This window comes from Streptomyces mesophilus (genome assembly GCF_011044995.1).
GTDB classification, from domain to species: domain Bacteria; phylum Actinomycetota; class Actinomycetes; order Streptomycetales; family Streptomycetaceae; genus Streptomyces; species Streptomyces mesophilus.
This window is the reverse complement of record NZ_JAAKZW010000335.1, coordinates 1-6,484: the sequence shown is the minus strand read 5'-3', so window position 1 is coordinate 6,484 and position 6,484 is coordinate 1. Positions and strand designations below refer to the sequence as shown.

The 6,484-nt window shown below is 70.4% G+C and carries 8 protein-coding genes; 2 read left to right on the top strand and 6 right to left on the bottom strand.

Annotated elements, in window-relative coordinates; all coding sequences use genetic code 11:
* Positions 1–33 precede the first annotated feature (33 nt).
* Together G6045_RS38400 and G6045_RS38395 are read right to left on the bottom strand one after the other, a co-directional pair.
* The gene (locus G6045_RS38400) at positions 34–276 is read right to left on the bottom strand and encodes a hypothetical protein (RefSeq protein ID WP_165336876.1); all 243 of its coding nucleotides are present in this window, start codon (positions 274–276) and stop codon (positions 34–36) included.
* A 195-nt stretch (positions 277–471) separates the two neighbouring features.
* Entirely contained in the window at positions 472–954 is a 483-nt protein-coding gene (locus tag G6045_RS38395) for a protein-tyrosine phosphatase family protein (protein WP_206344733.1), read from the bottom strand.
* A 115-nt stretch (positions 955–1,069) separates the two neighbouring features.
* Here G6045_RS38395 and G6045_RS38390 point away from each other — a divergent pair, with 115 nt between their 5' ends.
* Positions 1,070–1,873: a nuclease-related domain-containing protein gene (locus tag G6045_RS38390; RefSeq protein WP_165336875.1), complete on the top strand. Its 804-nt coding sequence runs from the start codon at positions 1,070–1,072 to the stop codon at positions 1,871–1,873.
* Between the two features lie 43 nt (positions 1,874–1,916).
* On the opposite strand, the gene G6045_RS38385 is transcribed toward G6045_RS38390, so the two are convergent.
* Together G6045_RS38385 and ligD are read right to left on the bottom strand one after the other, a co-directional pair.
* Positions 1,917–2,810 (bottom strand): ATP-dependent DNA ligase, encoded by an 894-nt coding sequence (locus G6045_RS38385; RefSeq protein ID WP_328708062.1) that lies wholly within the window; start codon positions 2,808–2,810, stop codon positions 1,917–1,919.
* 19 nt (positions 2,811–2,829) lie between these two features.
* Positions 2,830–3,729, bottom strand: a complete 900-nt coding sequence (gene ligD, locus G6045_RS38380; protein WP_165336874.1) for a non-homologous end-joining DNA ligase — start codon at positions 3,727–3,729, stop codon at positions 2,830–2,832.
* A 61-nt stretch (positions 3,730–3,790) separates the two neighbouring features.
* Here ligD and ku point away from each other — a divergent pair, with 61 nt between their 5' ends.
* Positions 3,791–4,870 (top strand): non-homologous end joining protein Ku, encoded by a 1,080-nt coding sequence (gene ku, locus G6045_RS38375; protein ID WP_165336873.1) that lies wholly within the window; start codon positions 3,791–3,793, stop codon positions 4,868–4,870.
* 86 nt (positions 4,871–4,956) lie between these two features.
* On the opposite strand, the gene G6045_RS38370 is transcribed toward ku, so the two are convergent.
* Together G6045_RS38370 and G6045_RS38365 are read right to left on the bottom strand one after the other, a co-directional pair.
* Entirely contained in the window at positions 4,957–5,772 is an 816-nt protein-coding gene (locus G6045_RS38370) for a class I SAM-dependent methyltransferase family protein (protein ID WP_328708061.1), read from the bottom strand.
* Between the two features lie 153 nt (positions 5,773–5,925).
* The gene (locus G6045_RS38365; RefSeq protein ID WP_165336871.1) at positions 5,926–6,396 is read right to left on the bottom strand and encodes a response regulator; all 471 of its coding nucleotides are present in this window, start codon (positions 6,394–6,396) and stop codon (positions 5,926–5,928) included.
* Between the last annotated feature and the right edge of the window lie 88 nt (positions 6,397–6,484).

Below are 6,484 nucleotides of genomic sequence, written 5' to 3'. Positions count from 1 at the left end.
CCAGTGGGGGGAGGGCAGGTCGGCGGGGTCAGGTCAGTTCTCGGTGCGGTCGCGGCCGTCGGTTCGGCCGCGGCGCAGCATCGCGAAGCCGAGGCCCGCGGCGCCGGCCGCCGCGACACCGCCGCCCGCGGCGAGCAGGGCCGGGGATTCGGCGTGCGTGGACAGGTCCGAGGCCGGCGAGGCCGCGAAGGAGGCGGCGGCCGGCATCAGCAGCGCGCCGCCCGTGAGAACGGAGACGGCGAGCGTGCGGACGAGAGTGCGACGGGAAGTGCTCACAAGGGGTCCTTACGACGCGGGCTGCCGAGGCCACCGGACGGGCTGACGTATTCGAAGGTATGTGTCCGCCATTGCGGCAATTCGGCAGCCGTGTAACGGCGGCCCATAGCTGTACAGACAGAGCCGTTACTTATTCAGCCTTCAACCGGCGGCCTTCAACCGGCGACGGACCCCGCCGCGAGCCGGGCCGAGGCCTCACTCGCTGAGCATCCCGTTGGCCAGGTAGTGCACGAAGAGCGAGTTGTGCAGGGCATACGGCGACCGCCGCTCCCGTATCCGCGCGATCGCGTCCTCGGCCCCGTATCCGCCGAGCATCAGGGCCCCGGCCACCACCAGGCCGGACCGGTTGTACCCGCTGTAGCAGCGCACGAGGACGGACCGCCCGGCCGACAGCGAGACATGCGCGAGCCACACCATCCGGCGCACCTCGGCCAGCTGCTCCTCGCTCAGCGCGGCGTCCGGGATGTCCAGGACGTGATGCTCGACGCCGGGGGAGGGGCCGTGGCCCGGGATCGTATGAAGACTGAGGACGACCTCGAACTCCGCGCCCACGACGACGGATTCGACCGCCCCGCCCTGCTCCCGCATCTCATGTCCGCCCATGGAGAGCCCGGGCACGATCTCGTCCCAACGACGGCGCGGCGAGGGCACCTCCGAGAACGAGCGCTTGGTGGGCATTCGGCAAACCCCCTCAAGTCCCCTTCAGCGTAGGTACTTTCGAACGGGTCCGGGCCCGACCGGGTTATTGCCCGGACCGGGCCGAGCTGTTCCCATGGTCGTGGGGTGATGCGGCATGACCGACTTACGGGTCGTACCCACATGGCGACATGGACACGAGCGTTACTACGTACTCCTCCCGGACGGCAGGAACATCGCCTGGTACGACCGCGAGGCCGGCCGGGTCAATCTCCTCAGGGACGAACGCAGGCAAGAGGTGCTCCGGGCCCTCGGGCCCTATCTGACCGGCCCGGTCACGGTGGGCGCCCCGCCGGTGCCGACCAGCGCCGAACTCGCCCGCCTCGCCCTGCATCCCGACGACGACCTGGCCCCCAACCGCCCCGGCGAAGCGCTCCTGATCGCCCTCGACCGCGACCCGACCCCGGTCCGCCGGCTGCGCTCGGACCAACGCCGGCGCGACCTGCTCGCTCAGCAGACGGTCGGCGAGGCATTGGACCGCCTGGAACCGGCAGGCTGGCGCGTCCTGCACTCCCTGCCCTTCCCGGGCGGGAGCCTTCTGCACCATCTCCTGATCGGCCCGGGCGGCGTCTTCGCGCTGCACGCCCTGCACGCCGCCAAGCACCGCGTCCGCGTCACCGACCCTGAGGTCACGGTGGGCCGCGCCCCGGCGGAACCGCTCCTGGGCCGCCTGCGCCACCAGGCCGACCGCGCCTGCCTGGCCCTGACCACGGAGGTCCGCCCGGTCCTCGCGGTGGTCGCGGCGACGGCGGTCGACCTGCGCGGACCGCTCCGGGAGGCCCGCGTCGTCGAGGACACGGACCTCACCGCCTTCGCCACCCTCGGCGGCGTCTACAAACCGACGGACATCGAGACGCTGTACGCACAGGCGCGGGACAGGCGGACTTGGCTGCGGACTTGACCGTTCGGTTCAGTTCGGTCAACGAAACCGTATGTCAGTTCAGTCAGCGGAACCGTACGACGGCCACCGTCCGGTGCCGCGTGACCTGCTCCCGTACCTCCACCACGGGGCCACCCACCACGCGCCGATACGTCACGTCCCCGAGCCCCACAGCATTGAGCTCACCCGTGCCCTGTGCCGGCGGCAGCAGCCCGGCAGCCTGCGCCCGCACCCCGGGCGACAGCGGACTCGAGAGCACCGGCTCGTCGTCGTCCGGCAGCACGACCACCAGCGCCTGCGGCCGCGCGGGCGGCCCGGTGAACCCGGCCACCACCGCGTCCCGCGTATCGCTGTGCCGCAGCTTCAGCCAGGACCGCCGCCCCGCCCGGTACCCCTGATCGAGCCGCTTGACCACAAGCCCCTCGATGCCGGTGTCCCGCAACCCCTCGTACCAGCTCAGCGCCAGCTCGCGGTCCGTGGTCATCGGCACGGCCTGCAACGGCGGCCCGAGCGGCGCGAGCAGCGATACGAGCTCCTCGCGCCGCCGCGTGTACGGGGCCGGACGCAGATCCTCCCCCCGTAGCGACAGCAGATCGAAGGCCGCGTACGAGGCCGGCAGCGTCCGCGCGAGCTCCCCGGCCCGCGCGGGCGTCGACATCGCCCGGGCCTGTACGGCCGCGAAATCCACCCGCCCGTCCGTCCACACCACGACCTCGCCGTCGACCACGGTCCCCTCGGGCAGCGCCCGCGCCGCCTCGGCGATGTCGGGAAAGGACCGGGTCACGATCCGCCCGGACCGCGCCTGCAGCCGCACCTGCCCGCCGACGTGGAACAGCAGCATCCGATGTCCGTCGAACTTCGGCTCGTACGCCCAGCCGCTCGCACCCTCGGGCAGCGCACTCACCGACTCGGCAAGGGCGACCTTCAGGGGCGGCGCAAGCGTCACGGGCGGCTTCACCGGAACCTCCTGCCGGTGCTCATCGGAACCCCCGGGGGAGCTTCCCGGCCCGGTTGAGGTTGATCAGCGGGCCGAGCAGATCCCCGTGCTCCCGTAGCCGCGGCGGAATGTCGTTCGCCAGAAACACCAGGTCATCAGGGTGCTCACAGCCCTCGACCTCCTCCCAGGTGACCGGCGCGGACACGGTCGGCAGGGGCCGCGCCCGCAACGTATAGGGAGCGGCGGTCGTCTTCGCCGCCGCGTTCTGGCTGTAGTCGACGAAGACCTTCCCGGGCCGCAGCGCCCTGGTCATCCGGTGCAGGGCAAGGCCCGGCAGCTCCCGCTCGGCCTCGACCGCCAGCTCCTTCGCGTACGCAGAGACCTTCTCGGACGGCGTCGGCTGCAGCGGTACGAGCACATGCAGCCCCTTCGACCCGGAGGTCTTGGCGTACACGTGCAGCCCGTCCGCCTCGAGCCGCTCCCGCAGCCAGAGCGCGACCTCGCAGCACTCGACGATGGTGGCCGGCTCCCCGGGGTCGAGGTCGAACACCATCCGGTCCGCCTTGCCGGGAGCATCCGCCTGCCACTGGGGCGTATGGAATTCGGTGACCAGATTCGCCGCCCACATCAGGGTGGCCATGTCCTGCACGACGACCTGTTTGGCGGTACGCCCCTCGCTGCGCCGCGGCACCTCGGCGGTCCGCACCCACGACGGAGTCCCCGGCGGCACGTTCTTCGCGAAGAACCGCTGGCCATCGGGCCCGTCCGGGAAGCGCAGAAAGGAGACCGGCCGGTTGTACAGATGCGCGAGCAGCGATCCGGCCGTCACCGCGTAGTAGTGCAGGACCTCGCCCTTGGTGAAGCCGTGCGCGGGGTAGAGCACCTTCTCCAGATTCGAGAGCGCAAGGCGCCGCCCCTCCACCTCTGTGATCGGCGTCATACGATAAGAATCCCACGTAAGACCGTATAGACCTGCCTAATCCCCGCGGAAGGGGCAAAACGTGCGATCCATATGGAACGGCGCCATCTCCTTCGGTCTGGTCAGCATCCCGATCAAGCTGGTCAACGCCACCGAGAACCACAACGTCTCCTTCCGCCAGATCCACACCGCCGACGGCGGCCGGATCCGCTACCGCAAGGTGTGCGAGCTGGAGGAGAAGGAGGTCACGTCCCAGGAGATCGGCAAGGGGTACGAGGACGCCGACGGCTCGATCATCCCGATCACGGACGAGGACCTGGCGTCGCTCCCGATCCCCACGGCCAAGACGATCGAGATCGTCGCCTTCGTCCCGGCCGAACGGATCGACCCGCTCCAGATGGACACGGCGTACTACCTGGCGGCGAACGGAGTCCCGGCGGCCAAGCCGTACACCCTTCTCCGTGAGGCCCTGAAGCGCAGCCAGAAGGTCGCGATTGCCAAATTCGCCCTCCGCGGCCGCGAACGCCTCGGTATGCTCCGCGTCGTCGACAACGCGATCGCGATGCACGGCCTGCTCTGGCCCGACGAGATCAGGGCCGCGGACGAGGTCGCTCCGGACACCCATGTCACGGTCCGCGACGCCGAGTTGGACCTGGCGGACGCCTTGATGGAGACGCTCGGCGAGGTCGACATCGAAACCCTCCACGACGACTACCGCATCGCGGTCGAGGAGATGATCGCCGCGAAGACGGGCGGCGGCCAAGCCTTGGCCCCGGCTCCCTCGGAGCCCGCGGGCGGCGGCAAGGTGATCGACCTGATGGCGGCCCTGGAGAGCAGTGTCCGGGCGGCCAAGGAGGCGCGCGGCGAGTCGTCCGGCTCGGACGGTGAGGTGGCCGAGGTGACCCCGCTGAAGTCGCGCAAGAAGTCGGCCGCGGCGGCGCCGAAGCAGGTCGGGGGCAAGAAGTCGACGGCTTCCACGGCGAAGAAGACGGCGGCGACGAAATCGACGGCCACGAAGTCGACGGCGAAGAAGACGGCGAGCAAGACAACGACGGCCACGAAGTCGACGGCGAAGAAGACGGCGAGCAAGTCAGCGAGCAAGTCGACGACCAAGAAGTCGGCGTCGAAGAGCGCCGCGGGGGCGAAGAGGAAGTCCGCCTGAACTCACCCCCGGCGCGGAGCGTCCCTCGCCCCTTGCCTCTCACCCCGCGCGACGGTCACCGCTCACCCCCGCGCGACGGTCGCCGCTCACCCCCGCGCGACGGTCACCGCGAACAACCCCACAGCCTCCATCGCACTCTCCACCTCACCGAACCCGGCGTCCCGCGCCCACCGCTCCGCCGCCTCCACGCTCCGGCACTCCATCTCCCACAACTCCCCGTCCCGATTGGGCAGTACGTGAGCGATGAAGTCGAGCTGCGGGTGCCGTGTCTGCGTGGTGAACACCAGCGAGCCACCGGGCGCGAGCAGCCCGCGCAGCCGCTCGACGGATTCCCTGATCCGATGCTCATCGAGCAGCAGCTCGTACAGCCCGGACACCACGATCACATCGGGCGCCCCGGATGACGGCGGCTTCGGATCCAGCGCGTCCCCCACCTCGTACGAGATCGCCTCCGTACTCAACCCCCGTGCCCGGGCGAGCAGTTCCCCCTGGCGCAGCCCGGCCTCCGCCAGATCCCGGCACTCGACCCGCACCCGGCCCTCGGGATGCCCGGCGATCAGCTGCTGCAGATACCGTCCGGGTCCGCCGGCCACATCGAGTACGAACACACTCCCGTCCCGTCCGCCCCGCGCGAGAATCTCCTCGTCCAACGTCGCGAGCAGCAGCGCCCTGCGCGCCCGGATGGCCCGCCACCCGACGGCGTTCAGGAAGATCCGGTCGATGGCGAGCCCGATCCCCACCGCCCCGTGCGCCTTGTTGACGTAGACGTAATCGAGCATGGTCCCGCTGTCGAACCCGTACCGATAGCCGATCCGGACGCCTTTGCTCAGGCGCCCGACACTCTTCAACAGGGCCCTGTTCGCGGCCCACTTGACCCGTCCGAGCGGCCCGGGCCGCGTCACGCGCGAAGTCTGCGAAGTCTGCGAAGTCTGCGATGTCTGTGAAGTCTGAGTGGTGGTCATACATCCACGGTCGCGGCGCGGGCCGGCGCCGGGAATCCGTACGGATACTCGTCGGCGCGTGGGTAGCCCTGCGGATACCTCAGGGGGCCGGGCTCAGTGCCGACCGCGCCCCGCGCGCTCCTTGGGCTTGGCCCTCGCGTCCTGGGCCGCCGCGGACGTCTCCGCCGAGGCTTCCGCGTCGGGGCCGCGCCCCTGCTCGACCAGCCGCCTGACCAGCGCCACCAGCTCCGCCGGCTCGAAGGGCTTGGCCAGGAACGCGTCGACCCCGACCTCGAGCCCGCTCTCCACCTCGTACTGAGTACACGCACTCACGATGACGAGCGGCAGCTCACGGGTCCCCGGATCATTCCGCAACCGCGCCGCGGTCCGCAGCCCGTCGAGCCGCGGCATCACCACATCCAACGTGACGCAATCGGGCCTGACCTGCTCCACGATGTCCAGCGCCTCGGCACCATCGGCCGCGGTCACGACCTCGAAGCCCTCCAGCTCGAGGTTGACCCTGATCAACTGCCGGATCACCTTGTTGTCGTCCACAACAAGCACCCGGCCGAACGCCCCTGGCACAAATTCGAGGGTAGGTCCGCCCCACCCACCGCGTCCGGCTTTTCGCTACTTCCGCGTATGCGGGGCGGGGGCGCGGGGTGCTGAGGAG